We start from the raw sequence: 25,759 nt of genomic DNA, 5'->3' as shown, positions 1-25,759 counted from the left end.
CTTCAGCTTCGTTTTTTTTCTTCCTCTGTTTTAGGCTCTGATAATTCTTCGACGTCATGTTTTCTATATTTGTCGGAGTAAGTCCTTGACAGTTGCTGGTCGTGCTCGCGTCTCACCTTGTCGCGCTTGCGCAAAATCACATATACCAGCAGTATGATGCACAGGCTCACACCTATCACGCCGAAGTAGAACAGATAATCTCCATTCAGAAAATGCTCTCGCCCCATGTAAGCAATAACGCCTAGATAGGCCAGCAGGGCTAGCGGCACAATAGTAACTTTATTGGATTTCTTCATCTTCAATTTCGCTGTAATATTTTGAATTTTCGGCAACAAACTGCCCAGAGTTCAAGTGTTTGTATATATTGATGCAAGCCCATGCATCGATTGATGCATATTTTTGTTGCGCCTCGCTCAACTGATCGGCTTCCCAGTTGCTGAGCTGCTGACCTTTAGAGATTCGCTCATCAAAGAGGATGGCATAGATCTTCTGCAAACTGATGTCGCTTATGTGGTGTTGCTTTGCGAGGTCTTGCACATCGATAAAACCATCGGGGTCGATGTCAACGAGTCGTTTGAGCGCGTTAATGTCATCGTGGACTGACAAACCAACCTTTAACAGTGTGCTGTCTTCAAGGTAGTCTTGCAGCATCGCGGGCATACCTATCTTGTTCAAGCGGAAAAGGAAGCACTCGTGTGGGGTTGAGAGTTGAAGTAGCGACACCTTGTGCATGCGACCTTTCTTGAATGAAGGACGCGTTTCGGTGTCAAAACCTATTATGTCATATTTGCATAGAAGCCTCACTGCGCTGTTGACCATAGACATCTTGTCTATAATGTAAATGTCCCCAGGAAACATGACCTGGGGTAATGCACCAAGTTCTTCTTTCGATATCGATACTTTTACCATTGTCTATAGAGCGGAACGTAATGTTCAAATTCCAATGCAAAGTTAGTGCAATATCGCTTAATCGCAAAATTATTAACCTAACATTTTTATGACCTACTTGAAAATTTATTCTATTTTTCTGTCATATTTTTTTGTAAATTAGTTCGATTAGCAGTAACTTTGCAACTGTTACTTTAACATGTGAAGTCATGCAGGAACTGGATAAAAAATATTATAAGATAGGCGATGTTGCCACTATATTAGGAATCCCGATGAGCACATTGCGTTACTGGGAGTCACAATTTACCATCATCAAGCCCAAACGCAATGCCAAGAATATCAGGTTCTACACGCCTAATGATATCGAAACTATTCGCAAAGTATATTATCTGGTTAAAGAGAAGGGCCTTAAACTAGATGCTGCTCAAGAGCAAATCAAAGTGAATCGTGACGGCATTGACAAGAGGTTTGAGGTCGTTGAGAAACTCAAGTCTATTAAAGCCGATTTGCAAGAACTGCAACGGGCAATGGAATTAATCAATTATGACTAAATAGAATAAGGTGGGTCAAGCCCACCTTATTTCATAATATTTATACCTTTTATTATTAGAAGGGAAGGTCATCTGTTGAACCATTGCCGAAATCGGCAGCAGGGGCAACGATTCCTGTCTGGGGAGCATAGGGAGCTGCGGGTGCAGGAGCGGGAGCGGCACCTTGCATTGGCGCGGGAGCAGCCATCTGGACGGGAGCAGCAGCAACAGTAGCACCAGCAACGGGTGCATTGGGATCAGCAGGCTCGGCTTTCCAACCTCTGATGCTTGTGTACCAGCGGCCATTGAACGGACGGCTCTCGATGTCGAAATAGAGCTTGATGAACTGACCCACCTCTAAATTGTACTGATTGATACGATCCTCGCCGAAGAAGTCGAAATGAACTTTCTTGGGGTATGATTCCACGGTTTCCAATACATATTCTTGCTTGCTCCAGTTGTTACCTTGCTTAGACACACCAGTTTGGAGTGGCAACTTCTCAATAATTCTACCTTGAATTTCCATCTATTTATTGTTTATTTTTAATACTATGATTTATTTGTAACTGCAAAGGTATAAAATCATTTTCATTTTACAAAGAATATTGCGCATCATTTTCGGGTGCTAATATTAATAATTGTTGTACGATATAAATTATCTAAAAAACTTTAAAACCAGATAGTGCGATGTTGCTATTCTGCAATAATTTCATTAATTTTGCATGGTTTTCTCTACAAAGGGTAGCCAACAAATTAATTTCATACAATTTGTACACATGAGAGAAACAAGAAAAGCGGTTCTCATCCTTGAGGACGGAACACAGTTTGAGGGTTTTTCTTTTGGCGCAACTAAACCTTGTGCCGGAGAAGTTGTTTTTAACACTGCAATGACAGCTTACCCCGAAAGTCTCACTGACCCTTCCTATTTAGGTCAAATCTTGGTTTCAACTTACCCCATCATTGGTAACTATGGCGTGCCGCCCCGCACTATGCGAGACGGCATGAATGATTTTCTAGAGAGCGATAAGATTCACCCTCAAGCCATTATTTGCCAAGATTATTCATGGGACTATAGCCACTGGAATGCGGCAAGCAGTCTGGCTGAATGGTTGGTCGAAGAGAATGTCGTGGGTGTTTATGGCATTGATACGCGAGCCCTCACAAAACTTTTGCGTGAAAAAGGATCAATGCTCGGCAAAATCATTGTGGAAGGCTCTGGCGAAATTGAGTTCTATGACCCCAATGCCGAGAATCTTGTTGCCCAGGCAAGTTGTGATGAGGTTATCGAATATGGCAAGGGAAATGCCAAGCGCGTGGTTCTTGTGGATTGCGGCGTGAAGAACAATATAATTAGATGTCTCGTTAATCGCGGAGCTCACGTGATCAGGGTGCCATGGGACTACGATTTCACGACCATCGACTATGACGGGTTGTTTATAGCCAATGGCCCAGGCAACCCCGATTTTGCTGAAGCAACAGTCGAAAATATCAAGAAAGCCCTTGAGGGCGATAAACCAATATGTGGCATTTGCATGGGCAACCAGTTGTTGAGCAAGGCGGCTGGAGCAAGGGTGTATAAACTCAAGTATGGTCACCGCAGTCACAACCAACCAGTTATGGAGGTTGGAACTACACGTTGTTTCATCACGTCGCAGAATCATGGATTTGCGGTAGATACAACTACTCTTTCGCCCGAATGGGAACCTTTGTTCATCAATATGAATGACGGAACAAACGAAGGAATTAGGCACAAGACGAAACCGTTTTTCTCTACGCAATTCCACCCCGAGGCCTGCGGCGGTCCCACCGACACCGAATTCGTCTTTGACAAATTCATGGATAGCATCAACAAGTAAGCATTAATCACTTTCATTCTTAAAAGTTAGTTTATAGTCATGACAAAGAAATATAATAAAGTGCTGATATTGGGTTCGGGTGCTCTCAAGATAGGCGAAGCTGGTGAGTTTGACTATTCGGGCTCGCAGGCATTGAAGGCTCTTAAAGAAGAGGGAATCACAACGGTACTCATCAATCCGAATATCGCTACTGTGCAAACTAGCGAGGAGTTTGCCGACAAGATTTATTTCTTGCCGGTTACACCGCAATATGTTGAGAGAGTGATTGACAAGGAGCGACCTGATGGCATCTTGCTCTCGTTCGGAGGACAGACAGCTCTGAACTGCGGAGTTGAGTTGTATCAGAGCTGTGTCCTTGAGAAATACAACGTTGAGGTGCTAGGTACCCAGGTTGACGTGATCATGAACACCGAGGATCGCGAGCTGTTTAACAACAAACTAGACGAAATCAACGTAAAAACAATTAAAAGCGAGGCTGTGGAATCGCTCGATGCTGCCGTTGTTGCTGCCGAGAAGGTGGGATATCCTGTCATTGTCAGGGCTGCCTATGCACTGGGAGGCTTGGGTAGCGGATTTTGCGATAACGAGCAAGAACTCCGCGCTCTTGTAGAGAAGGCCTTGTCTTTTGCGCCGCAGGTTCTTGTGGAGAAGTCGCTCAAAGGATGGAAAGAGATAGAGTATGAGGTGGTGCGTGATAAGTATAACAACTGTATCACAGTGTGCAACATGGAGAATTTTGACCCTCTGGGCATTCACACTGGCGAAAGTATTGTTGTTGCGCCTTCGCAAACTCTTTCTAATGACGACTACCACTATTTGAGAGAACTTGCAATAAAGATAATTCGTCACCTGGGCATTGTGGGCGAGTGCAACATACAGTATGCCTTTGACCCCAAGTCGATGGACTATCGCGTGATTGAAGTCAATGCGCGATTGAGCCGCAGTTCGGCACTTGCTTCTAAAGCGACCGGATATCCGCTGGCGTTTGTCGCTGCTAAATTGGGTTTGGGATATGGTCTGTTTGATTTAAAGAATTCTGTAACAAAGGTTACATCGGCATTCTTTGAACCTGCGCTTGACTATATCGTTTGTAAAATTCCGCGTTGGGACCTTGGCAAATTCCATGGTGTGAAGCGCGAGATTGGTTCCTCGATGAAATCAGTGGGCGAGGTCATGTCAATAGGCCGCACATTTGAGGAAGTGATTCAGAAGGGTTTACGCATGATAGGCCAGGGCAAGCATGGTTTCATTGAAAACCAGCCGCTTCGCATTGACGACCTTGACAAGGCTCTCAGAGAACCTACCGACCGTCGTATATTTGCCATTGAAACAGCATTCCGGCGCGGGTATAGCGTGGATCAGATTCATGAACTTACTAAGATTGACAAGTGGTTCCTTCACAAGTTAGAGAACCTTTATAACACGGCAGTCGCGCTTGAACAGTGCGAGTCTATTAACAAGATACCGTCAGAACTCTTGCTTTTAGCCAAACAACAGGGATTCAGTGATTTCCAGATTGCGAAGGCAGTGCTTAAAACCGACATGGACAGCGGTGATGATGCCAACCTTGATGTGCGCCGTCGCCGCAAGGAACTTGGCATTACTCCTGTTGTGAAGCAGATTGACACGCTGGGTGCTGAATATCCCGCAATGACTAACTACCTTTATATGACCTACAATGGCAGCAGCCATGACATTAGCTATGAGAACGACAAGCGCTCAATAGTGGTGCTTGGCTCTGGCGCTTATCGCATAGGTAGTTCGGTTGAATTTGACTGGTGTAGCGTCAACGCATTGCTCACGGTCAAGAAAGAAGGCTATCGCTCGGTGATGATTAACTATAACCCTGAAACGGTTTCTACCGACTACGATATGTGTGACCGCCTGTATTTCGACGAGCTTACATTTGAACGCGTGATGGATATCCTTGACCTTGAACAGCCTCATGGAACGATTTTATCTACTGGTGGTCAGATACCTAACAACTTGGCAATGAGGCTCGATGCTCAGGGTGTAAACATTCTGGGCACATCGGCACGCAGCATTGACAACGCCGAGGACCGTCACAAGTTTTCGGCAATGCTTGATGAACTGGGCATCGACCAGCCCGCATGGAGAGAACTCACTTCGCTCGATGATATTCACGACTTTGTTGCCGAAGTCGGCTACCCAGTTCTCGTCCGTCCAAGTTATGTGCTGTCGGGTGCTGCGATGAACATTTGTTCTAACGATGAGGAACTCGAGCGTTTTCTCCAACTTGCTGCCAATGTGTCAAAAACTCACCCCGTGGTGGTAAGCTCGTTTATCCAGAATGCAAAGGAGATAGAGTGGGACTGTGTGGCACAGAATGGTGAAATCAAATTGTACGCAATTAGTGAGCACATAGAATTTGCAGGTGTTCACTCTGGTGACGCGACAATCCAATTCCCGCCGCAGAAATTGTATGTTGAGACCATACGTCGCATCAAGAAAATCAGCAGCAAGATTGCCAAGGCTTTGAATATCAGCGGTCCGTTCAACATCCAATACCTTGCCAAGAATAATGATATCAAGGTTATTGAGTGTAACTTGCGCGCTTCTCGTAGTTTCCCCTTTGTGTCGAAAGTCCTTAAAATCAATTTCATAGACCTTGCAACAAAAGTTATGCTAGGCATACCCGTCGAGAAACCTAGCAAGAGTGCCTTTGATCTTGATTATGTGGGTATTAAAGCGTCACAGTTCTCGTTTTCGAGATTGCAAGGTGCCGACCCCGTGCTTGGTGTTGACATGTCGTCGACAGGCGAAGTGGGTTGCATAGGAGACAGTTCCAGCGAAGCATTGCTCAAGTCAATGCTGTCGGTGGGTCAGCGTGTTCCGCAGAAGGGCATTTTGCTCAGCACCGGTACGGCCAAGATGAAAGCCGACATGCTTGACTCTGCCATCAAACTGCATAAAAAGGGATATCAACTGTATGCGACTGGTGGCACACATCAGTATCTCAACGACAACGGCGTGCCTGCTATCAGGGCTTATTGGCCTAGCGAGCCCGACCGCACTCCCCAATGTGTTGATTTGCTTCACGATCATCTCGTTGATCTCGTTGTGAATATTCCCAAGAACCTCACTTCAACCGAGTTGACCAATGGTTACAAGATAAGACGTGCTGCTGTTGACCTTAATGTGCCGTTGATCACCAATGCTCGTCTTGCTGCCGCATTTATCGATGCATTCTGCGACTTGACGATCGATGACATGGAGATCAAGTCTTGGGACGAATATTAATATGTTTAGATTCAAGCAATTCGATGTAGAACATGATCGGTCCTCAATGAAAGTGGGGACCGATGGTGTTTTGCTGGGTGCTTGGTGTGATATACAAGGTGCGAAACGTGCGCTTGACGTGGGCACGGGCAGCGGACTGATAGCCTTGATGATGGCACAGCGTAACCTCGCGCTGGATGTTGACGCTATCGACATAGACCACGACAGCGTAGTCCAGGCATCGTCCAACTTTGAAAACTGCCAGTGGGGCGAAAGATTACGTGCCATAGAGGGTGATTATGTCACGTTCCAGTTGGCGAAAAAATACGATATCATCGTTTCAAATCCTCCGTTTTTCAATAACGGGGTTCTGCCTCCTGCTACATCTCGCATGAACGCAAGGCACACGGTGACGCTTACCTACGACCAGTTGCTCGCTAAATCAAAATCGTTGCTTGCTGATTCGGGAAAAATTGCGATTGTTTCGCCTGCCGATTGTGCTGATGTAATACTTGAGGCTTGCGGTGATAACAAACTGTATGTTAGTAAAATGGTTAAAGTATTTCCTATTGACGGGAAACCTGCAAAAAGAATCTTATGGGAGATTATGTCGGTTAGCGTTACAACTACACAATCTAGTATTGTAATCAGGAACCACAAGAACGAATTTACCGAAGAATATCGCGAATTGTGCAAGGATTTCTATTTGGAATTTTAAGTATCTATTACACTCTTTATTGCCTCGGTTGAAGCATGCACATACTGGTCTAGATTTCTGCTTTTTGATATCGCTTTTCGCAGTTTGTGATTTGCTTGGGGGAGAAACATAGTCCAGAGAGATTTCATCTTGTTAAGTATCTGCATGTCACCTCCAGAGAGATGAATCGAATATTGCCCTAACAATTCGGCATGGAATTTCATTAAGTTACCCCTTTGCTCCGTTGACAGCATGAAAGGAGTTGCTACTAACCCGCGTCCCACCATGACGCCTTCGATACATGGGAACAGGCTCTTTATTTGCATGATATGCTCGGCCGACAAGATCTCACCATTATATATGATAGGGCAGTGGCATGAGTGATAAAACTCGGTGAAACCGTCCATTAGCAGTTCTCCTTTATACTGCTGCTTGCCTATGCGCGGGTGCACTGCGACATGTTTCGGTTTGATTATATCAAAGCAATCAAGCACTTCTTTCCATTGGTTGCAGTCGTCCCACCCCAATCTCATTTTCACTGTGTACTCGATTCCCTCAATAGTAGCCAGCTTTTCCAGCATCTGTGCCACTTCGATTGGGTATTTCAACATTCCTGATCCTTTGTGTTTAAGAGCGATGGGTGGGTGAGGGCAGCCCAGGTTAATGTCAATGATTGTGTATCCTGATTCCTTTATCTTGTTTGCAAGCATCAATGCGTCATCAGGGGCGCATGCGAGGATTTGCGGGCGCATGCATTCTACCTTGTTGTTCTCTTGTGCGATGTCTCTGATGTCGCGCGACTTGATTTCTCCATGCTCAACTCGTGCAAACGGAGCACAATAAACGTCCACGCCGCCGAAGTGTTTGGCATGGGCATTACGCCAGATGTGATCAGTATATCCTTGCAATGGTGCGCTGTAAATCTTTATGCCTTCAATCATGATACAAATTTAGTAATATTATTCCATATCGCTCTGTTTTTATGAGACAAATGGCATTAATCTGTTAAAAAACTGCCTTTTTTGCAATTTTTTTGAGAAAAAGAGTGAATTATGTAAAAATATATCACTAAATTGCAAACCGATTAAACTTTTCACTGCAAGTGCAGTCTAAAAGTACAAATAAATTGAATATAAATTTAAAAATATCAGGTTATGATGTACAGAGTTTTTGCATTGTTTGGCGTGCTTGCGATAGGGGCAAGCGCCATGGTTCAGGCTCAAGATTATGATGACATTTACTATGACTCATCGAAATCAAAGAAGCCTGTGGTAAAGGCAAAGATTGTCACTTCTTCAACCCCTGCAACCGTTAGTTATTCATCAAGCGCTAGCGCTTCTTACAATAATGGTGATTGGGATGTCGATGCTTACAACCGTCGTGGAAGAGAATTTGAATCTTCTTATGAGCAAGTTAACGACACTACCGTTAATGGGGAAATTGACAATTCAACATTTGCCAACACACAGAAGATAGAACGTTTTTACAACCCCGATATCGTTGTTAAGAGCAACGATTCCGATCTTCTTGAGTTATACTTTGAGACAACTCCTCAAATCAACTTGATTGTTGCCAATCCTGTAGCTGTGTGGAACACAACTTGGTACAGCTGGAATGATCCTTTCTATTACGATCCTTGGTATCGTCCTTATTGGGGCTGGGGATATAATTGGGGATGGCGCCATTCTTCATGGTATTGGGGCTGGCATTGCGACCCATGGTATTGGCACCACGGAGGTTGGAGCTGGCATCACGATCCTTGGTATTGGCACCATGGCGGATGGAGCTGGCATCACGATCGCTACAACCGCTGGGATCGTCCAGGACATCACTACTATGGTTACAACACTCCCGCTCGCCGTCCTTCAACAATCGGCAGAAACACTTATGGCGGAAACGATTCTCGCCGCGGCGTTTTTGGAGGAAACAACCGCACTGGCAACCGCACTCCTGGCGGAATGACCAACGGACGCGTGCGTCCCAACGTAGATGGAGGAATGAACAATGGACGTCGTCCGGCTTCTTCAATCGGAAACTTGGGCACCAATCGGTCTACTCGCGACATCGCTACACGCAGCGTGTCACCCACACAGCGTTCAGTAACACGCTCTGATTCGCATATGGATTCTCGCACACCCTCTCGTTCATCGGAGAGCCGCTCTTACACACCTTCACGTAGTTACGATTCTGGATCTCGCGGCAGTTACGGCGGCGGATCTCGCGGAGGCGGCGGATTCAGCGGTGGCGGTAGCCGCGGCGGCGGTGGATTCAGCGGTGGTGGCAGTCACGGAGGTGGCGGCGGAGGAGGTCGTCGACACTAAACCAAGTCACAATTTAACGAGGATGTGCTTGAGTACATCCTCGTTATAAAAAAATAATCGATAATTTCAATATATTATGAAAAAAATAACTATAGCATTAGCAATTATGGCATTGCCTCTTGCAGTTAATGCACAATATGCATTTGATGCTTTGAAATATTCTCAGACACAGTTGCGCGGTACGTCGCGTTTCATTTCAATGGGTGGAGCATTTGGTGCCTTGGGCGGCGACATCTCTGTGCTGGGCCAGAACCCTGCAGGTATAGGCGTTTACCGCAGCTCGGACGTCAATGTTACCGCTAGCTTAGATCTCAATTCAAGCACTGCTACTGGCCAGAAGTGCACCAACAACCAGTTCCTGCTGTCGAATGCCGGTTATGTGGGAGCAATCAAACTCAAAAGCGATGTGATGCCCAACGTCAACTTCGGTATCAGTTATAACCGAGTTAATTCTTTCCGTCGTCATTATACAGGTGCAATGGAAAACATCCCTACTTCGGTAACTAACTACATTGCTGAAAAGATGATGCAAGATGGTATTACAACAAACGACCTGTATCAACGCTCAGGCTTTAACCCTTATTATAATGGGAATGCACGCTGGGACCAAATCGCGGCTTATCAGACTTATCTAGTTAATCTCTCTGATGCTAGTGGCAAAAAATTTGCTGGTCTTGGTTATGATGGCGTTTACGGCAGCAATGAGTTTGAAGTAGAGGAATGGGGACACACCGACGAATATAACCTCTCATTTGGCGGCAACATCTACAACAAATTTTATTGGGGAGTTTCAATGGGATTCACCGAACTACTGTATGAGAGTTACAAATATTATGGTGAAGTACTCATGAACACAGTTGTCTATGATCGTGCCGACATGTCATCGGCAAAGCTCGTTAATGGTAATACTGCATTTGGCATCGTTAACTCATCACGCACTGTGGGAACAGGATTAAATGGCAAGCTAGGTGTAATTTTTAAACCCGTGAACGAACTTCGTTTTGGTCTTGCTGTGCACACTCCCACATTCTATAACATGAAAGATGTATATAGCGGTAATATCAGCGCAGAATACTATGGAGATGAGGTAAAAAAATCTTATGTTGTAGAAGAACGTTATCCGGAGAATGTTGTTTATTACGACATAAAAACCCCGTGGAAACTAATTGGAAGCGTTGCAGCAGTTGTAGGAGGTAAGGGTATCATAAGTGCCGACTATGAATACACTGGTAATGATGCAATGCGCATCTGCGATGATAGTGGACGTGAATTTGCTGACGCGACCTACGAAATCAAGAACTACATGCAACCCTCGCACACTCTGAGACTGGGTGCTGAATATCGTGTTACACCCAACTTCAGCCTGCGTGCTGGTTACTCTTATCAGACATCAACCACTAGTGATGATGTGAAGAACGATAAGGTTGGGGTGGAAGTAGCAGGTACCGATCCCTCTTACTCATACGACACCAGCAACCAGCACATCACAGCAGGTTTGGGTTATCACCAGGGCAGCTTCTACTGTGACCTTGCCTATGTGAACCAGCAGCGCAAGAGCAATTATCATGCATTCTCTGGCATCGTTGACCTGCCCACTGTCGGTGCTGAGGTTAAGGATAGCAACCACCGCATCCAGGCATCAATAGGATTCCGTTTCTGATATTACATACTCTTATCATAATAACGATGGCAATTATTTCATTAAGAGATAGTTGCCATTGTTTTGCTATAACGAGTTGTTACTTTGGCGCATTTTTATTTCCTATTCTCGCTAATTTGTAGTAACTTTACACAAAATAAAAAGAAAATAATGAATATCGACCTGCCCGAAAATTTAGACCTGAACAATGCCGAGTTCCAGAATGTGTGGAACCTGGTGCAGCACACACGCCAAAGCGTTTTCCTCACCGGCAAGGCCGGAACAGGTAAAAGCACATTCCTCAAGTATATATGTGCCAACACGTCCAAGAAATATGTTGTGCTTGCACCCACTGGCATTGCCGCCGTGAACGTGGGTGGGCAGACGTTACATTCCTTTTTCAAGATTCCTTTCAAGCCGCTTTTGCCCGATGACCCTGATTTTGCTCCTCGCCAAATCAGGAAAACGCAACGTTATCCCAAGGATAAGGTGAACTTGCTAAAAAGTCTTGAACTGATTATCATCGATGAGATTTCGATGGTGCGGGCCGATATAATCGACTTTATTGACAAGATATTGAAAATCTATTCAGGCAACATGCGTGAGCCATTTGGTGGCAAACAGCTGTTGTTTGTGGGCGACATATTCCAACTTGAACCCGTCGTCACTCGCGACATGCGGGAGATACTTGGTCGATTTTACAAGCAGTTTTTCTTTTTCAACGCTCGTGTGTTTGCTGATTTAGGTTTGGTGCCCATTGAACTGCGCAAGGTGTATCGCCAAAATGATGCCGGATTCATATCGTTGCTAGACAGGGTTAGGGTGGGGCACACCAGCGCTGCCGACATGGCGATGCTAAATAGCCGTTGCGGCGCGCAGCAAACCGGTGAGTTTGCTATGACAATAGCAACTAGACGTGACACGGTAGATTCCATTAATGACGAGCACATGGCGGCTCTCAAGACTCCAGAATTCACGTTTACAGGTGTTATTGACGGCGATTTCCCTGAGAATGATTTGCCCACGGCAAAGGATCTGCAACTGAAGGTGGGTGCACAAGTGATCTTTATAAGAAACGACAAGGACAACCGATGGGTCAACGGCACAATCGGTAAAATCTCGTCACTTGAAGGGGCTGTTAAAGTAGAACTTGAAGATGGGGTAGTGCATCAGGTTGAGGAAGAAGTATGGGAAAACATGCAGTATTCTTTCGACGAGAAGAAAAATATTGTAGTCGAGAAAATACTCGGTTCATTCCAGCAATATCCCATTAAACCTGCATGGGCATTAACCGTGCACAAGAGCCAGGGACTTACTTTCAACAACATCACCATTGATTTCTCGGGAGGAGCGTTTTCTAGTGGCCAAACCTATGTAGCATTGTCAAGGTGTACGGCTATCGAGGGAATTACGTTGCTTAAACCGCTTTCGGAGAGGGATATAATCGTTAATATGGCGGTTGTACTTTTCAGTCAGCAATTCAACAACCAGAACCTTGTGAATGGTGCATTGAAGCAAGAAGAGGCCAATGTGCTGTATCGTCGCGCAGCCCATGCCTTTGACCACTTTGAATTTCAGGACGCGATAGACTGCTTCTTGAAAGCAAGCGAGATAAAGCCCTCCATACACAATCCTGCTGTTCAACGGCTGATAGCCAGGAAACTGATGCAGTTCAATAAACTGAACAACACAGTCGCCGAGTTAAAAAAAGTCATTAACGAAAAGGACGGAACACTGCACGACCTTGCTCAAGAATATACGTTAATGGGAAGTCACTCAATTACATACGCTGTCGATTCTAATAAACCTCTCGATGAGATTGCAATTAAGTCGGCTTTTGCCAATTTCAATAAAGCATTACGCATATGTCCAGACTTTTACGAGGCTCATGCCGGAAAAGCCAAGCTGTATGTTCTTATAGATGAGCAGGATACTGCCGAAGAAGAATTCAAGAAAGCCCTTGAAATTAATTGTGACTGCTATGAGGCTCATCTAGGTTTGGCGAGTCTTTACAGGGAACAAAAGAAAATCTCGTCGGCAATAAAAAGTTTTAAAAGAGCAATCAAGGCCGACAAAAAAAAATGGGAACCGCATTACGCACTTGCCGAGATATATGATAATCTCGATCTGGATGATTTGTCAACCAAGCATCGCAATACTGCTCAAAAACTGCAACAAGCAGCAAATCTGGAAGGGAAAAAATCTAAAACGAAGAAACGGAAACTGTGAACTTAATTGACTTGCAGGAAATACTTCCCGACGGAAAACCGTCGGGCACAGGGGCTTATATATATGTTTGAATTTAGAATCATAACCAATATTATGTTAAATAGACTTGCGGGGAATTTGATTATAATAAAACACGGAAGACTCTGCATAGGAATCTCCCGTTTGTTAGTGTTGACGAAATGATTGTTTTAGCGTTTAAACATTCTATCAATATTTCGTTTATCTTCGCGTTCTTTTATTGCTTGTCGTTTGTCATAAACTTTTTTACCTTTGGCAATCGCAATCACCATTTTGGCAAGCCCTCGTTCGTTTATAAATACGCGCAACGGCACAATCGAATATCCGGGTTGCTCAACGCTCTTAAAGACCTTCACTAGTTCTTTGCGGTTGAGAAGCAATTTGCGATCGCGGTGTGTGGTGTGGTTGTTGTAGGAACCATAGGAATACTCGGCAATATACATGTTTTTTACCCATAGTTCGTTGTTCTGTTTCAGGCAGTATGTATCGGTAAGTCCGGCTTTACCTTGTCTTAATGACTTGATTTCTGTACCAGTTAACACAATGCCGGCAGTCATTGTCTCTATTATTTCATAGTCGAATGACGCTTTACGGTTTTTTATATTTATATTTGATGATGCCATAGTTTTAATGTATCAGGTGTAAAAAGATTGGGGCAACCAGCAACATGGCTGATGCAATAAACACAAACTTGTTTTTCTTCTCTTCTTTTATGCCCAAATAAGGTGCACCCACGTTGACCAGCCAGATGACATAAAGCATCATGAATAATCCGGGCGTGAAGTCAATGGGCAACAGGTTTTCGATGATGCTCAAAAACATGAGATATATCAAGTTGAACAAAATGAAATCGTTCACTCGTTCCTTACCAGCTTTGGTCTTCACGAGTTCGGGGTAAAAACCTCCAAGTAAATAACTCACCAAGTAGTAAGACAAGAAATAGGCCGAGAAATGAAAGATAGAGCTGATAATTGCTGACACAAAGGTCAAGTTTGCGTCATAAATTAGCGGCGCAAACGCAGTCAAAGCCAGGAATATGAGCATTGGAAAGAATGCTTTAGACAAGATGTCGCTGGTCTTGACACTTGAGCGATTCACTTCGTCCCACCCGATGCGTGGAGACACCACTACAAGCATTATTATTTTAAGCAAATTCATGGAAAATCTATTTTGAAATGCAAAATTACTAAATTTATTTACATTGATACCTATTTTTTGAGTACTTTTGTAAAAAAAAGATTGAATAATGAATTTTGAACTTTTCATAGCTAGCAGACTAAAGTTGAACAAATCGTCCGATGCCGGAAGCCCTGGCATGAATATCGCTTTGCTGGGCATCATATTGGCAGTGGTTGTGATGATTCTCTCGCTGGCTATTGTCATGGGGTTTAAAAACGAGATAACCGGCAAGATTTTCCAACTGGATCCTCACCTGCGTGTGACAAACGCTGCTCTCGGCCTGGATGAAAACTACAGCACGGTCAACGGGCGAGACATATGCGAGGCCATTGTTGCCGATGGCGATTTCTCGAACAAGATACACTCTATCAGCCTCATTGCCGAAAAACCTGCTATACTGAAAACCGATGATAACTTCATGGGGGTACAATATCGAGGCGTTGACAATCGGTTTGACTGGACCTACCTGGAGTCTCGCATCGTTGAGGGACGTGTGCCTTGTCTTGCCGATAGTGCCAACGTGTCAGAAATCATTATCTCGCAAGTAGTTGCTAACTCGTTGAATCTCAAAAACGGGGATAAGGTGCTCACCTATTTTATTGATAATGACGTCAAGGTGAGAAATTCTTGCATTGTGGGCATTTACAGCACTGACTTTGAGGAGTTTGACAAGTCTATTATATTGGGTAACATAGCATTGTTGCAGAATGTCAACGGGTGGCATGGCGATATAGGTAACTATGTGGGGATTAACCTGAAAGACGTTGGCAAGGCGGGTACTGATGCCTATACCCTATTCTCTACATTGGCACAGGATTGTTATAATAAGGAAGGTAATACTCTGCACAATGTGTCTAACACATTTAATAATAATGTGTCATTTTTCTCCTGGCTATCTATGCTTGACATGAATGTTGTTATCATATTGGTGTTGATGATGATAGTCTCGGGTTTTACCTTGATCTCGGCACTTCTCATGATCATCCTTGAACGCATCAAGATGATAGGCACGCTCAAAGCCTTGGGATGCACCAATGGTTCGATACGTCGCATATTTATTTTGCTAACCCAAAAAATCATATTCAAGGCGCTGGTCATAGGTGACGTAATAGGGCTGGGGCTTGCGCTTATACAACAGTATTTCCATGTGATAAAACTCAATGCCGAGGTTTATTACATGCCTTATGTGCCCATTAGCTTGGATGTGTGGTCGATAGTCATTCTAAATGTTGCAGTTATAGTGGCTTCTTACGTGACGCTGGTAGGTCCCAGTTACATCATCTCAACGATCAAGCCTACTGCTACAATGAGGTTTGATTGACAAGCGTTGCCACTGCATCTTGCATGTTTCGCTTGGCTGTTGCGGGTTTTATTGCGTCATTAAGCAGCATCTCCGCAGGGGTTATTGCTGCTGCATAAATAAACCCCGCTTCAAGGAATTTCTTGGGGCAACTCATGCCGCCAGAGAGCAGAACTGCGGGAATCCCATGCCTGCGGGCGCGCGTCAATATAGCACAGGGGATTTTGCCCATTAAGGTCTGTTCATCGCTTCTCCCCTCCCCTGTGATTATCATGCTTGCGCCTTTGATTGTGTCGTCAAATCGGTTAGCCTCGAGAATGATGTCAGCGCCAGCTCTGAAAGCGCATTTGAAAAACGCGAGGAAAGCAAACCCCAGCCCGCCAGCGGCACCTGCGCCGGGCGTACACGAATGATCGGTCCATAAAGTGTTTGCCACGACATTGCTGAACCTGCGGGTTGCCTCGTCGAGCGACAAAGCAATCTCGCGTGTAGCGCCTTTCTGCTGCCCGTAAACCATTGCAGCCCCCGACAGTCCGCATAGCGGGTTGCTAACGTCGCTTGCAATAATCACATCCATGCTATGGCTGATGATGTCTAGCAATGGCGATGACTCAATTCGGGCTATTTTACCGATGTTTTCGCCACAAGCAGTCACTTTGCAGCCAGCGGCGTCAAGAAACCTCACCCCCAGAGCTTCGAGCATGCCAGTCCCGGCGTCGTGGGTAGCAGTGCCGCCGAGCCCAATTATTGCTCTCTTGCATCCCTTTTCATAGCAATACTTTATCATATCCCCCACTCCATGAGTGGTTGAGCGGAGCAAGTTGCGTTTGTCTGGGGATATTAAGGTTAACCCACAAGCTTGTGCCGACTCGATAATTGCGGTGTCGCCATTATCAATAAATGCGATTGTTGCGTTGGTTGTAGTGTTCAGGAATGGACCATTTACTTCGATTGTCTCGGTAGTGCTGTGCTCAAAACAGGAGATAAAACCCTCTCCCCCGTCGCTCACCGGCATCGCTAGACATTCGCACGAAGGAACCGTTGCTTTCAGGGCATTGCTCACAGCACTGCATGCCTCTTTCGACGACATGCACCCCTTGAATGAGTCCATCGCAACGACTATTTTCATTCTAATATGAGTTTGCCGAAAAATTGCGGACAGTGGAAATTAGGCTTCTCTGTTTTTATGGGGCTCCACGACACATAATGAGGATGACTTGTCTTGTCGGCGCACTTATAGAAATTGGCCATTATATATTCGGGAAAAGCGTCTGGACTCACGCCTATAAGGTCCATAGGTATGGCTATTGTCAATGACCATGTGTGAATGCCGTGTTTCTCGTCAAAAGGATTAAATCCACACGATGGGAAACGCTTGATTGATGCGATTTGTTCGTCGTTTAGCCTCACAGCATCCGGTCTGGCGACGCGATGGCTAGCGTTAACCGTACCTATGCAGTTGAACTCAAAGTTCCAGTACTCGGGGCTTCCGGGTACTTGCAGGAAGAATTCTACACAACTGTCCTGGGCCACGGGGCTCAGATTTGCGTGATTCACAGCCTTGAGGTCCTCACCGCACACATTAAACCGCACGTAGATGTGCTGCGAGTCGTGGGCTATTGAAAATGACGTGAGTGGAGAGTAAGAGTGGATTTCGGGCCAGTTCACGCAGCCGATGCTATGTTGCTGCAAATTTGTCAACTTGTTGTCAATAGCGGAGATTGACAACTCTTTCAATTCCTCAATGCGTGAAACAACTAGAGATTTCATTCTCTACGATTTTGTAGGGTTAAAAGGTTATGAGTCCTGCCGCATTAGCAATGCCATAGAGCGACATGGCTAGCAATATCGAGCCCATCACACGATTAATCTTTATCATGCTCTTGATATTGAACTGTGAGCGCACCTTATCGACGGCATAAGTGATAACCGCCCACCACAGCATAGCGCCCAGCGCAATAAACACGTAACCGATTATTATACCGTAGAATGGTATGTCGCTGCTAGGGAAGGAGAAGCGTGCGAATAGCGGAAATATCAAGAACAGGATGAGGGGATTTGATACCGTGAACAGGAATCCTGTGATCATGTCACGAGTGGGATTGACGTTCACCTCTGAATCTTTCACGCGATTCACTGGATTGTGTATGATCATGTATAAGGCATATATGACCAGAATCACGCTTCCCACAATCTGCAGTACCTTGGAGTTTGTTTCGATAAATTGCGTCACTACCGAGATTCCCAGTCCACCCAGCAGGCAGTAAAATATATCGGAAACAGCGGCACCTATACCAGTATATAAACCAGAGCTGCGACCTTTATTGAGTGTACGCTGAACGCACAAAATCCCAATAGGCCCCATCGGAGCCGAGAGTATGACTCCAATCGAAATGCACCCGATTATTATTGATATAAGTTGTTCCAAAATTCTAATTTCAAAATATCATACAAAATTACAAAATTTTGCGTGAATAATAAAATGTTTTGACAACAATTAATGTTTTTTCTTCGCAAGGGCTCGCGAGAGTGTCTATTCAAAAGTGAAAGTCAAGCGTTTTTCCCAAATATCAAAAAACGAAATACCCGGTTATGCCTGCGCACACAATAACCCAAATGGGGTGAATGCGAGTGAAATACACGACGCAGAAAGATGCTAGACAGATGAGTATCGACGCAATCCTTTCCATCGTCTCAACACCGAAGTTCTCGCTATTCATCAGCAACAAAGCTGCCGAGGCTATAAGACCCACTACCACAGGCCGCAGCCCTGTCAAAGCACCCTTTATCAGCGCGCTGTCTTTGTGTTGGGAAATATAATGGCTAGACAGCAACACTAGCACAAACGGAGGAAGCACAACAGTGATAGTCGCCACAATTGACCCCCACACGCTTCCTGTGATCACATAGCCAATGTAGGTCGCGCTATTAATTCCTATGGGGCCTGGCGTCATCTGGGAAATCGCGACGATGTCGGTAAACATTTGGTTGCTTATCCATCCCGAATTTACCACCTCGCTCTGGATAAGCGACAGCATCGCATACCCGCCGCCGAAACCGAACAGACCTATCTTCAGATAAGCCCAGATCAATTTGATATACACGTTCATTTGCCGTCCTCCTTTCCTTTGAGTTTGGAGCGTGAATTAATAATCACACCCGCCACTGCTCCCATGACTATATACAGGATGGGATTGGACACGACTGGCAGGCTTGAATATATTAATACAGCAACCGTAGCAGGGATAATTACCGTCTTCCATGTGATGCCAGAACTGCGCGCGGTAGTTATAACGGGCACAATTATCAATGCGACAACGGCCGGCCTGATGCCCTTGAAAACTTTGCTTATAATCTCGTTGTTCTTGATGGTGTCGGGAGTCAGGAACATAGCAATGAACAGTATGATGCAGAATGACGGTAAGATAGTGCCTAGCGCCGCGACAATGCTGCCTTTCAATCCTCGCAAATGGTCGCCTATCACTGTGGCTATGTTCACCGCAAGTATGCCAGGCATCGCCTGGGCCATGGCAAGTAGGTCGAGGAAATCCTCGGGGCTGATCCATTTGTATTTATCAACTATCTCGCGTTGGATTATCGATATCATAGCCCATCCGCCGCCGAAGGTGAACAACCCTATTTTGAAAAAGGAAAAAAATAGTTTCAGATACATGGCCTTAATCGTGTTTAGCATCAATGTGAGCAAACATTTCGGCTAGCACATACATGCTGCCTCCTACATAAACAACATCTTTAGGTTTAGCGTTGTTAATAGCTGTCTCATAGGCGATAGCAACGTTGTTAAAACAATCTCCGAGCAATCCGCGTCGCTGGCACATCTCGGCTAGTTTTTCGCTGCCCATGGCTCGCGGTGTTGACGCTTGCGTGAAATAATAACGAGCACCTGTGGGCAATAATTCCAGGACGCTTTCCACATCTTTATCGGCCATAAACCCAATGACGATGTGTAGTTGCTCGCACTTGAGAGTGTTGAGCTGGGCCATTGCGCACGACAAACCTGCCACATTGTGCCCCGAGTCGCACACCACAAGCGGGGTGTCATTGACAACTGTCCACCTGCCCCTAAACGACGTGAGAGTGCATACTGTGGCAAACCCTTGTTTCACGGCGCTATCGTCTATTTTAACTCCTATTTCTTTGAGGACGTTGATTGCGGTGAGTGTGGTCAGGGCATTCTTTGCCTGATAGGTTCCTGTCAACTGGCATGAAATCACCCCATGCGAGCGCGTGGTCAGTTCCATTGACAAGGCCCCAGGCTTCACATCTTCGATCTCATCGTGGTCTTGGGCAAAACGCACCTGTGCTCCCACGGTTCTCGCGCAGTCGGCAAACACGGTGCGCAGCTCGTCATGGGCCTCGCCTATCACTACCGGCACTCCTGCCTTCATTATTCCGGCTTTCTCTCGTGCAATATCAGCAACAGTGTCGCCCAAGAAATCTGTATGGTCAAGCGAGATATTGGTAATCACGCTCATAATGGGAGTGATTATATTTGTGCTGTCGAGCCTTCCTCCTAGCCCCACTTCGATTACTGCAAAGTCAACATCACACTCTGCAAAATACTTGAAAGCCAGTATGGTGGTGAGTTCAAAGAACGAAGGGTTCAAATCGTTTTCTTGCTGCTGGCAGTCATTGACAAATTCCACTACCCTGTTGAGAGGTATCGGTTTGCCATTCACCTTTATTCGTTCGGCAAAATCCACGAAATGCGGTGAAGTGTAAAGGCCCACTTTGTAACCTTGCGACTGAAGCACGGCGGTTAGAAGGTGTGACACCGATCCTTTGCCATTAGTGCCAGCCACGTGTATGGTCTTGTATTTGCGATGTGGATTACCGTAAGCATTGTCTAATGCGATAGTGGTTTGCAACCCCGGCTTGTAGCCACCAGCACCTTGCCGTTCGAATGCGGGACGCTGGTTGAACAGGTAGTCAATCGCCTCGTCGTAGGTTTTCATACCGCTCCCCTATCAATCTAACACGGCTATCACGTCAAGCGACACGAGAGCCCCTTTGGCCATTTCCTTCACTGCGACCGACGTGCGCGCTGGATAAGGTTCGCTGAACTCGGCTGCATACACGTCGTTCATCTGGCTGAACAGATACATCTCTTGCAAGTAAACCGTGGTCTTCACGACGTTGTCGAGCGTGGCACCGGCATCCGAGAGGATGTTGCGCACGTTGTCGATCACTTGCTTGGTTTGTTCTTGTATGGTCAATGGTACCACGCCATTGTCGGGGTTCACCGGCATTTGTCCTGACACGAAGATGATGTTTCCGCACTTGATGGCATTGCTGTAAGCACCTATCTCAACCGGGGCCTGTTTTGCATTTATCTTCTCTTTCATAGCGAATTAAATAAAAAAAGACAGTGGAACTATAAGCCGGGTTATGTAGTTGCCCCGTGAGGCAACCGCCTGTCATTTATCTGTCCATGCCATTGCTGGCATGATATAGCAGTCTACCCCTCGGCAATGGACGAGCAGCCCTTAAATGCCGATATACTTGACCTTGCAACTCACAGGTAGTGCGGCACACGGTGTCACCATCGTGCCCGGTGGGCTCTTACCCCGCCTTTTCACCCTTACCGGCAATGCCGGCGGTTGTTTTCTGTCACCTGAACCCTGCAGTCACCCACAGCTTCCCGTTAAGAAATGTGATGCTCTATGTTGCCCGGACTTTCCTCTCGATACCCGTTGCCAGGTGACGAGCGACAAGCCATTCCACTGTCTATTTGTGAGTGCAAAGTTACAAAAAATACTTTATTCTACATTAATATTATATAAAAAACCGTCTAACTATATGACCTATGTCGAAACTCTAATATGTATATGCCGCTTATTGACTGCAGTAATTTGTTAAAATGTTAAATTTCAAATGTTAATTATTAAAGGAGTTAAAAACAACCGCCTTTCCTATTAATTTAGTTTAAAAACCTAGTGTTTTCTATTGTTTTTGAAAATATTATCTGTACTTTTGGCGTTGTAATCACATAGTCCTAATTAACTATTGTGACACATATTTGATAATAAACAAAAATTAAATTGATATGAAAACTAACAGCAAATTAGCAATCATGCTCGTCCTGGCTTCTATGGCAGGTTCGGCAACAACGCTCATGGCTACCACCGCCTTGGATGGCGTTAACACTAATCTTGACAAGTTCATCCCTTCGAAGAACACCACAGCCGAGGAAAACTTCGTGCAAGTTTCAACCCGCATGCCCGACGCATCAACCGATTTCACAGTCGTGGCAGAGAAGACCGTCAACTCTGTGGTGAGCATCAAGAGCTTTGAAACTCCTCGACAGCAAATGTATGGCGGAGGCGACTGGGATCCGTTTGAATTCTTCTTTGGCCCTGGTTTCGGAGGTTCGCAACGCAGGCAGCAGCCACAAAAGAAAGAAGACTCCAAACCCCAGGCAAAGGGCAGCGGTTCGGGAGTTATCATCAGTGAGGACGGTTACATCGTAACCAATAACCACGTTATCGACGGAGCCGAGAAACTCGAAGTAACCCTTAACGACAACAGCAAGTATAATGCAACCGTCGTGGGCACCGACCCCAATACCGACATCGCCCTAATCAAGATTTCGGCCAAGGGACTCCAACCGGTCGTTTTTGGCAACAGCGATAACATCAAACTCGGTCAATGGGTACTTGCAGTGGGCAATCCCTTCGGTCTCAACTCGACTGTTACAGCAGGCATCATCAGTGCCAAGGCGCGCGGTATGGCAGAGAGCAATGCCGGCATTAAGGCATTTATCCAGCACGATGCAGCCGTTAACCCTGGCAATAGCGGAGGCGCACTTGTAAATACCGCTGGCGAGCTCGTGGGAATCAACACCATGATTGTGTCGCAGACTGGTAACTACTCGGGATGCTCGTTTGCAGTTCCCAGCAACACGGTGAAGAAGATTGTGACCGACATCAAGCAGTATGGAACAGTACAGCGTGCAGTTCTGGGTATTCAGTACCAGGAACTCGACGCCGACCTTGCCGAAGAGCATAAAGTAACTGCAACCAAGGATGGTATCTATGTTGCTAAGGTCAATGACCTCAGCGCTGCCAAGGAAGCAGGCCTTCAGGAAGGTGACGTGATTGTTAAGATTAATGAGGCATCGGTTAAGAACAGCGGCGAACTCCAGGAGCAGATGAACAAACTGCGTCCCGGCGATAAGATCCAAGTGTCTTACTACCGTGACAACAAGCTCAAGACCACTACCGTCACACTCAAGAACAACCAGGGCAGCACCAAGATCACCAAGAGCAGTGACATGCTCACACTGGGCTGTGCATTTGCCGAGCTTACTGACCAGGAGAAGAAAGACCTCAGCATCTCAAAGGGACTCAAAGTCGTGGGCGTGAAAGCTGGCAAGTTCAAACGCGCAGGCGTTAAAGACGGATTTGTGATTACCGACATCAACAACGCACCCGTGAGCACGCGCGAGGACGTGGAGAACATCTACAACCAAATCATGCGTTCATCCGATAGTGATAAGGTAATGTTCATCACAGGCCTCTACCCCACCGGCAAGAAAGTTTATTACGCAGTAGATCTCAGCGACATCGACGACGAGTGAAATTCTCGATAAAATGAAAAAAGCAGGGAGAAGACAATGAGTTTTCTCTCTGCTTTTTTACGTTAAAGCTGATAAAACAAAGGTGTTTTTAGCGGATTGACCTGACTTGTTATCGCATTTTCAGCGAGTATAGAGTTGCCCCAATCAGTTACCGTGAAATCTTATGCTCCTGTTGGGTTATATTCCATCTCCCTGGTGTATTCGCCTTTGAGGATGGCTGTCAGCTGGTCACACACTTTGCAGGTGTCTTGGAGTTCGCGTTTGAGGTTCTTCTGGTGACGCAATCCTATCAGGTAGAATGGCACACTCAGTGGCAACAGTGCTGCAAGCACGACACCTAAGGCGGGAATTGCCGCAGGACGGTATGTGAGAAGTTGGCGAATTATGGGGAAGTCCATTGCCTTGTTGATTACCATTAAGTCGCGTGAGTTAGACAGGTAGTCAACAAGTTCGTCAAGTTCGCTTGAAATTTCACGAAGTTGTTTCTTGTCAAATCCATATCTCCAGTATTCGACAAACGATTGACGTTTAGGATACTTGTCAAGGAATGCTTGGCATGAGACTCTCAATGCCGCAATCTTTTCGAGTGCAATAGTATGTTCAACTTCATTAATGATAACCTCCTTGATAGTGAGTTTTCTCACTTGATGCAAACCGGTCGCCTTGCGCAAGAAGTTGCGCCATGCATCGGGGTTAAACACTGCGCTGTCGTTAACGGCCTTTCGCGTAAGGAATATGCCCAGAGGCATGAGTATAGCAGAACTGAGCCACATGCCTTCCCACACTACCCAACGGCCTTCACGGGCAAGTTTGTAGCCCATGTTGTCAATTATGTAATAAATAATAAACAAGATGATAGAGATGACAATGGGTGTTCCCAGTCCGCCCTTGCGTATGATGGCTCCAAGCGGCGCTCCTATCAGGAAGAAGATGATGCACGCAAGCGATAAGGTGAATTTCTTCTGCATCTCAATTTCATGTCTCCTGATGATGAATTGGTCGTCCGACAGCGAGAAGCCTCTGAACTCGTAGTCCTGCTTCTGGTTCATGGCTGACGACATCGCTTGCTGCACAAGCATTGTCCTTGCCGATGGGGTCAAAGCATTAAATATCGAGTCAAAATTCATTTGCTTCTCGACATGGACTTTGTTCACAATGCGTGTGTCCTTGCCGTTTTTCTTGGCAAACTTGCGAGCTGGCACACCGCACACTGGCATTGAGCGCAGGTCCTCTCCTATGGCACGCGCCACAGTATCGACGTGTGCATTAAGCGAGTCAATGGTGAATCGCAGTTCAGAAATGTTCTTGCCGATGTATTGCGACGCCATGGCATCTTCGTCCATGCGGGTGAAGTTGTCGTCATATCTAATCATGATTTCCTTCTCCTTGAAGGTTTCTCGACGATACAGCTGCTGGCCCATTTGCGATGAACTTCCCGAATGCATGTCCTCATACCAATTACCGTGATACAAGTTGAGCACAAGATGTCGCTTGTCGTCGGTGAAACTGAGCCGTCCGGAGTCGGCTGCCACGATGCGCGGGTAGCCCGAACCATTAGAAACATCATAGATGAGCATGCCATAGAGCATGTCGTTATTCACGCCCTTCTTCTTCACATACAGGTTGTAGCCAGGGATTTGGGTATAAACTGTGCCCTCGGGGATGTCAAGGGTGGGTGTCTTTTGTCGCATAGAGAACATGAGCGTCCACATCTTGACTTGCGACCTGGGCAAAACATCGTTCTGGAAAAAGAAAGCACCTATCGACACGGCTACCATCAATGCAAAAAGCGGTGCCATCACCTTGGTGAGCGATATTCCCGATGATTTCATTGCCGTGAGTTCCACATGCTCGCCCAGGTTGCCGAAAGTCATGAGCGATGCCAGCAATATGGATAGCGGCAATGCCAGCGGGACCATTGACAAAGCGGCATAGAAAAACAGTTCGGCAATCACATCGATGCTCAACCCTTTGCCCACAAGGTCGTCAATGTATTTCCACAAAAACTGCATCATCACGATGAACAAACATATAAAGAATGTCATCGCAAAGAGCGGAATGAATGTCTTCAACATGAAAACGTAAAGTTTCTTTATTCTCAACATTGCTTCTTTATTTTTGTGGAAATGTGATGCAAAATTACAACAAACATCAGTTTAACGCAAATGAAAATTGTATTTTGTGCGTTTATATTATATTTTTAGGTAAAGATAAAGGCGTTGATAGAGAAAAAATGATTAAATTTGCATGTGAAATGCTCCT

General features: G+C 45.7%; 23 protein-coding genes and 1 other RNA gene. 9 read left to right on the top strand and 15 right to left on the bottom strand.

Annotation, left to right across the window (positions count from 1 at the left end):
- Positions 1-2 precede the first annotated feature (2 nt).
- Together ACKI3C_RS03385 and ACKI3C_RS03380 are read right to left on the bottom strand one after the other, a co-directional pair.
- A complete protein-coding gene (locus ACKI3C_RS03385) occupies positions 3-296 on the bottom strand; it encodes a hypothetical protein (RefSeq protein ID WP_407402044.1) in 294 nt (97 codons plus the stop codon).
- Complete coding sequence (locus ACKI3C_RS03380) at positions 280-909, bottom strand: 3'-5' exonuclease (RefSeq protein WP_407402042.1); 630 nt, start codon at positions 907-909, stop codon at positions 280-282. The genes ACKI3C_RS03385 and ACKI3C_RS03380 overlap by 17 nt, the downstream gene beginning before the upstream one ends.
- Before the next feature lie 188 nt (positions 910-1,097).
- Here ACKI3C_RS03380 and ACKI3C_RS03375 point away from each other — a divergent pair, with 188 nt between their 5' ends.
- Positions 1,098-1,439, top strand: a complete 342-nt coding sequence (locus ACKI3C_RS03375; RefSeq protein WP_407402040.1) for a MerR family transcriptional regulator — start codon at positions 1,098-1,100, stop codon at positions 1,437-1,439.
- Between the two features lie 55 nt (positions 1,440-1,494).
- Here ACKI3C_RS03375 and ACKI3C_RS03370 read toward each other — a convergent pair whose 3' ends face one another.
- The gene (locus ACKI3C_RS03370) at positions 1,495-1,944 is read right to left on the bottom strand and encodes a DUF3127 domain-containing protein (RefSeq protein WP_407402038.1); all 450 of its coding nucleotides are present in this window, start codon (positions 1,942-1,944) and stop codon (positions 1,495-1,497) included.
- Positions 1,945-2,194: 250 nt separating this feature from the next.
- Here ACKI3C_RS03370 and carA point away from each other — a divergent pair, with 250 nt between their 5' ends.
- Genes carA through ACKI3C_RS03355 form a run of 3 tightly spaced genes read left to right on the top strand, consistent with a single transcriptional unit; the run spans position 2,195 to position 7,232 of the window.
- Entirely contained in the window at positions 2,195-3,274 is a 1,080-nt protein-coding gene (gene carA, locus ACKI3C_RS03365; protein WP_407402036.1) for a glutamine-hydrolyzing carbamoyl-phosphate synthase small subunit, read from the top strand.
- 39 nt (positions 3,275-3,313) lie between these two features.
- A complete protein-coding gene (gene carB, locus ACKI3C_RS03360; RefSeq protein ID WP_407402034.1) occupies positions 3,314-6,535 on the top strand; it encodes a carbamoyl-phosphate synthase (glutamine-hydrolyzing) large subunit in 3,222 nt (1,073 codons plus the stop codon).
- A gap of 1 nt (position 6,536) precedes the next feature.
- Positions 6,537-7,232, top strand: coding sequence for a tRNA1(Val) (adenine(37)-N6)-methyltransferase (locus ACKI3C_RS03355; RefSeq protein ID WP_407402032.1), 696 nt, complete (start codon positions 6,537-6,539; stop codon positions 7,230-7,232).
- On the opposite strand, the gene ACKI3C_RS03350 is transcribed toward ACKI3C_RS03355, so the two are convergent.
- Entirely contained in the window at positions 7,229-8,152 is a 924-nt protein-coding gene (locus tag ACKI3C_RS03350; RefSeq protein WP_407402030.1) for a tRNA-dihydrouridine synthase, read from the bottom strand. The genes ACKI3C_RS03355 and ACKI3C_RS03350 overlap by 4 nt on opposite strands.
- A 213-nt stretch (positions 8,153-8,365) precedes the next feature.
- Between ACKI3C_RS03350 and ACKI3C_RS03345 the strand changes: the two genes are divergently transcribed.
- From ACKI3C_RS03345 to ACKI3C_RS03335, 3 genes are all read left to right on the top strand, one after another.
- Positions 8,366-9,532 (top strand): hypothetical protein, encoded by a 1,167-nt coding sequence (locus ACKI3C_RS03345; protein ID WP_407402028.1) that lies wholly within the window; start codon positions 8,366-8,368, stop codon positions 9,530-9,532.
- 76 nt (positions 9,533-9,608) lie between these two features.
- Positions 9,609-11,192 carry an OmpP1/FadL family transporter gene (locus tag ACKI3C_RS03340; protein ID WP_407402026.1) on the top strand — a complete coding sequence of 528 codons (1,584 nt, stop codon included), beginning with the start codon at positions 9,609-9,611 and terminating at the stop codon, positions 11,190-11,192.
- A gap of 150 nt (positions 11,193-11,342) precedes the next feature.
- A complete protein-coding gene (locus ACKI3C_RS03335; protein ID WP_407402024.1) occupies positions 11,343-13,400 on the top strand; it encodes an AAA family ATPase in 2,058 nt (685 codons plus the stop codon).
- A gap of 188 nt (positions 13,401-13,588) precedes the next feature.
- Here ACKI3C_RS03335 and smpB read toward each other — a convergent pair whose 3' ends face one another.
- Both smpB and ACKI3C_RS03325 read right to left on the bottom strand, forming a co-directional pair.
- A complete protein-coding gene (gene smpB / locus ACKI3C_RS03330) occupies positions 13,589-14,041 on the bottom strand; it encodes an SsrA-binding protein SmpB (RefSeq protein ID WP_407402022.1) in 453 nt (150 codons plus the stop codon).
- 4 nt (positions 14,042-14,045) lie between these two features.
- Entirely contained in the window at positions 14,046-14,576 is a 531-nt protein-coding gene (locus ACKI3C_RS03325) for a hypothetical protein (protein ID WP_407402020.1), read from the bottom strand.
- A gap of 88 nt (positions 14,577-14,664) precedes the next feature.
- Between ACKI3C_RS03325 and ACKI3C_RS03320 the strand changes: the two genes are divergently transcribed.
- Positions 14,665-15,918 (top strand): ABC transporter permease, encoded by a 1,254-nt coding sequence (locus tag ACKI3C_RS03320; RefSeq protein WP_407402018.1) that lies wholly within the window; start codon positions 14,665-14,667, stop codon positions 15,916-15,918.
- Here the strand turns inward: ACKI3C_RS03320 and ACKI3C_RS03315 are convergent.
- The 8 genes from ACKI3C_RS03315 to rnpB form a co-directional block, all read right to left on the bottom strand.
- Positions 15,899-17,026, bottom strand: a complete 1,128-nt coding sequence (locus ACKI3C_RS03315; protein WP_407402016.1) for a glycerate kinase — start codon at positions 17,024-17,026, stop codon at positions 15,899-15,901. The two genes, ACKI3C_RS03320 and ACKI3C_RS03315, sit on opposite strands and share 20 nt — an antisense overlap.
- Entirely contained in the window at positions 17,023-17,667 is a 645-nt protein-coding gene (locus tag ACKI3C_RS03310; protein ID WP_407402014.1) for a carbohydrate-binding family 9-like protein, read from the bottom strand. Before ACKI3C_RS03310 ends, ACKI3C_RS03315 begins: the two co-directional genes overlap by 4 nt.
- Positions 17,668-17,686: 19 nt before the next feature.
- Positions 17,687-18,325, bottom strand: coding sequence for a LysE family translocator (locus tag ACKI3C_RS03305; protein ID WP_407402012.1), 639 nt, complete (start codon positions 18,323-18,325; stop codon positions 17,687-17,689).
- 142 nt (positions 18,326-18,467) lie between these two features.
- Positions 18,468-19,007 (bottom strand): chromate transporter, encoded by a 540-nt coding sequence (locus ACKI3C_RS03300; protein WP_407402010.1) that lies wholly within the window; start codon positions 19,005-19,007, stop codon positions 18,468-18,470.
- A complete protein-coding gene (locus tag ACKI3C_RS03295) occupies positions 19,004-19,570 on the bottom strand; it encodes a chromate transporter (RefSeq protein WP_407402008.1) in 567 nt (188 codons plus the stop codon). Before ACKI3C_RS03295 ends, ACKI3C_RS03300 begins: the two co-directional genes overlap by 4 nt.
- 4 nt (positions 19,571-19,574) lie before the next feature.
- Positions 19,575-20,873 (bottom strand): bifunctional folylpolyglutamate synthase/dihydrofolate synthase, encoded by a 1,299-nt coding sequence (locus ACKI3C_RS03290; protein ID WP_407402006.1) that lies wholly within the window; start codon positions 20,871-20,873, stop codon positions 19,575-19,577.
- Between the two features lie 12 nt (positions 20,874-20,885).
- Positions 20,886-21,263, bottom strand: coding sequence for a Rid family detoxifying hydrolase (locus ACKI3C_RS03285; RefSeq protein ID WP_407402004.1), 378 nt, complete (start codon positions 21,261-21,263; stop codon positions 20,886-20,888).
- 16 nt (positions 21,264-21,279) lie between these two features.
- Positions 21,280-21,645, bottom strand: an RNA gene (gene rnpB, locus ACKI3C_RS03280) — RNase P RNA component class A.
- 319 nt (positions 21,646-21,964) lie between these two features.
- Here rnpB and ACKI3C_RS03275 point away from each other — a divergent pair.
- Positions 21,965-23,497: a Do family serine endopeptidase gene (locus ACKI3C_RS03275; RefSeq protein WP_407402002.1), complete on the top strand. Its 1,533-nt coding sequence runs from the start codon at positions 21,965-21,967 to the stop codon at positions 23,495-23,497.
- 161 nt (positions 23,498-23,658) lie between these two features.
- Here the strand turns inward: ACKI3C_RS03275 and ACKI3C_RS03270 are convergent, their stop codons facing one another.
- Complete coding sequence (locus ACKI3C_RS03270; protein WP_407402000.1) at positions 23,659-25,572, bottom strand: LptF/LptG family permease; 1,914 nt, start codon at positions 25,570-25,572, stop codon at positions 23,659-23,661.
- Between the last annotated feature and the right edge of the window lie 187 nt (positions 25,573-25,759).

The organism is Sodaliphilus sp., assembly GCF_045598405.1.
Classification (GTDB): domain Bacteria; phylum Bacteroidota; class Bacteroidia; order Bacteroidales; family Muribaculaceae; genus Sodaliphilus; species Sodaliphilus limicaballi.
Note: the sequence above shows the minus strand (reverse complement) of the source record. Positions and strands in the feature narration are given on the sequence as shown.

Bases quoted from the DNA above. Each gene is read 5' to 3' on its own strand.
- ACKI3C_RS03385 (WP_407402044.1), bottom strand. From the start codon at position 296: ATGAAGAAATCCAATAAAGTTACTATTGTGCCGCTAGCCCTGCTGGCC.
- ACKI3C_RS03380 (WP_407402042.1), bottom strand. From the start codon at position 909: ATGGTAAAAGTATCGATATCGAAAGAAGAACTTGGTGCATTACCCCAG.
- ACKI3C_RS03375 (WP_407402040.1), top strand. From the start codon at position 1,098: ATGCAGGAACTGGATAAAAAATATTATAAGATAGGCGATGTTGCCACT.
- ACKI3C_RS03370 (WP_407402038.1), bottom strand. From the start codon at position 1,944: ATGGAAATTCAAGGTAGAATTATTGAGAAGTTGCCACTCCAAACTGGT.
- carA (WP_407402036.1), top strand. From the start codon at position 2,195: ATGAGAGAAACAAGAAAAGCGGTTCTCATCCTTGAGGACGGAACACAG.
- carB (WP_407402034.1), top strand. From the start codon at position 3,314: ATGACAAAGAAATATAATAAAGTGCTGATATTGGGTTCGGGTGCTCTC.
- ACKI3C_RS03355 (WP_407402032.1), top strand. From the start codon at position 6,537: ATGTTTAGATTCAAGCAATTCGATGTAGAACATGATCGGTCCTCAATG.
- ACKI3C_RS03350 (WP_407402030.1), bottom strand. From the start codon at position 8,152: ATGATTGAAGGCATAAAGATTTACAGCGCACCATTGCAAGGATATACT.
- ACKI3C_RS03345 (WP_407402028.1), top strand. From the start codon at position 8,366: ATGATGTACAGAGTTTTTGCATTGTTTGGCGTGCTTGCGATAGGGGCA.
- ACKI3C_RS03340 (WP_407402026.1), top strand. From the start codon at position 9,609: ATGAAAAAAATAACTATAGCATTAGCAATTATGGCATTGCCTCTTGCA.
- ACKI3C_RS03335 (WP_407402024.1), top strand. From the start codon at position 11,343: ATGAATATCGACCTGCCCGAAAATTTAGACCTGAACAATGCCGAGTTC.
- smpB (WP_407402022.1), bottom strand. From the start codon at position 14,041: ATGGCATCATCAAATATAAATATAAAAAACCGTAAAGCGTCATTCGAC.
- ACKI3C_RS03325 (WP_407402020.1), bottom strand. From the start codon at position 14,576: ATGAATTTGCTTAAAATAATAATGCTTGTAGTGGTGTCTCCACGCATC.
- ACKI3C_RS03320 (WP_407402018.1), top strand. From the start codon at position 14,665: ATGAATTTTGAACTTTTCATAGCTAGCAGACTAAAGTTGAACAAATCG.
- ACKI3C_RS03315 (WP_407402016.1), bottom strand. From the start codon at position 17,026: ATGAAAATAGTCGTTGCGATGGACTCATTCAAGGGGTGCATGTCGTCG.
- ACKI3C_RS03310 (WP_407402014.1), bottom strand. From the start codon at position 17,667: ATGAAATCTCTAGTTGTTTCACGCATTGAGGAATTGAAAGAGTTGTCA.
- ACKI3C_RS03300 (WP_407402010.1), bottom strand. From the start codon at position 19,007: ATGAACGTGTATATCAAATTGATCTGGGCTTATCTGAAGATAGGTCTG.
- ACKI3C_RS03295 (WP_407402008.1), bottom strand. From the start codon at position 19,570: ATGTATCTGAAACTATTTTTTTCCTTTTTCAAAATAGGGTTGTTCACC.
- ACKI3C_RS03290 (WP_407402006.1), bottom strand. From the start codon at position 20,873: ATGAAAACCTACGACGAGGCGATTGACTACCTGTTCAACCAGCGTCCC.
- ACKI3C_RS03285 (WP_407402004.1), bottom strand. From the start codon at position 21,263: ATGAAAGAGAAGATAAATGCAAAACAGGCCCCGGTTGAGATAGGTGCT.
- ACKI3C_RS03275 (WP_407402002.1), top strand. From the start codon at position 21,965: ATGAAAACTAACAGCAAATTAGCAATCATGCTCGTCCTGGCTTCTATG.
- ACKI3C_RS03270 (WP_407402000.1), bottom strand. From the start codon at position 25,572: ATGTTGAAGACATTCATTCCGCTCTTTGCGATGACATTCTTTATATGT.